Genomic DNA, 1666 nt, shown 5'->3' with positions numbered 1-1666 from the left:
CACCATGAGTACTATCAAAGAAGGTGTACTCAGCATTGACGCACAAGGTGTGCTTCGTTCCATCAACCGCAGTGCTTGCCAGATTCTCGGCATTGACAGAGATAAGGCGCTCAACAAACCGCTTACGGATACATTACGCGACAGCGACTTATATACCGTTCTTGAAACGGGTCAAGAAGATCACGACATTGAAATTTTCCTTAATCATAAGCGTTTAATTGCGAACCGCTCACCCATCTTTGTGGAAGGAAAGATTGTCGGGGCAGTATCAAGTTTTCGCTTGCGTGACGAGATCAACGAGCTTACGGAGCAGCTCTCGCAAACCAAAGAATATGCGGACTTGTTGCGTTCTCAAACTCACGAGCATAGAAACAAGCTCAATACGATCAGTGGGTTAGTACAAATGGGTGAGCTTGAGGCTGTGCAAAAGCTCATCGGACAAGAAACCGCCCATTATCAAGCCATGATCGAGTTTTTGCGAGATACCATAAAAGATCCGCTTATTGCGGGTATGTTGTTGGGAAAAACAGAGCGAGCACGAGAACTGGGTTTGCAGCTGGTGGTCGAGGAGGGCAGTCGCTTGGAGCCGCTTTCTGAATGGTTAAATTCGGAAGATCTGGTCACCATTTTAGGTAACTTGATCGACAATGCGTTTGATGCGACTTTGAGCGTTATTCGCAATGAATCCAACGTTGCATCAGAGCGTCGAAACATCGAAGTCTCGGTTAGCGATTACGGCAACGAAGTGATTTTAGAAGTCAGCGATCACGGATGTGGGTTGCCAGAGAACATTGAACCTCAAACCCTTTTCAAAAAAGGCATTTCGACAAAATCTCGACAAAATAGAGGGGTAGGTTTGCACCTAGTGAACCAATTAGCGACCCGCTATCACGGGCATGTTGAAATGCTACCAAACACAGAACATGGAACGCGAATAACCGTGTATTTGCCAAAGGAAGAACAAGTATGAACATGGCAACGCGAGTAATTATCATTGAAGATGACATTGCCATTGCTGAATTACACCACAAATACCTGAGCCAATTGGCAGGGTTGGATGTGGTTGGCATTGCAACGACGCGATTAGAAGCGGAAATGCAGCTCGAAGTGCTCAAGCCAGATCTGCTTTTGATGGATGTTTATCTGCCGGATGGTACAGGGTTGGAGATACTAAATACGCTGCGCTCAAACAATCAAACTTGTGATGTAATTTTGATTACCGCGGCTCGGGATGTCGACACACTACAGCAAGCGATGCGCGGAGGTGTGGTGGATTATCTGTTAAAACCCGTCATGTTCCCACGCTTGGAAACGGCACTTAAAAAATACATCACTCAGCGCCAACAGCTGGATGTCGCGGAAAGCCTCGATCAAGGTTTGGTTGACCGCATGTTGCAATCAAATACAGGAACGGACAGTTGCCCTAAACGCTTGCCTAAAGGGATAGATAGCGTAACGCTCGATAAAATTCGCGACTTGTTTGTTGGTGAAGCCGCACTAACGGCTGATGAAGCAGGAGAAAAGATTGGCGCTAGCCGAACCACGGCAAGACGTTATTTGGAATATTTGATCAGCTCGGGTGAACTAGAAGCGGATCTAAACTACGGCACGGTAGGTCGTCCGGAACGTTGTTATAAAAAAGTGATACGGTAACAAAACGCGAACC

At 46.6% G+C, this 1666-nt stretch carries 2 protein-coding genes; both read left to right on the top strand.

The window, feature by feature from the left end:
• Window positions 1–970: sensor histidine kinase (locus tag R7Q47_RS23795; protein ID WP_318089618.1), on the top strand; the 970-nt coding region annotated here is incomplete at its 5' end.
• A complete protein-coding gene (locus R7Q47_RS23790) occupies window positions 967–1653 on the top strand; it encodes a response regulator (protein ID WP_318089616.1) in 687 nt (228 codons plus the stop codon). The genes R7Q47_RS23795 and R7Q47_RS23790, both read left to right, overlap by 4 nt.
• Window positions 1654–1666: the final 13 nt, after the last annotated feature.

Source organism: Vibrio sp. Vb0349, assembly GCF_033338975.1.
The sequence above is the reverse complement of the archived record's forward strand: the minus strand, read 5'-3'. Positions and strand labels throughout refer to the sequence as shown.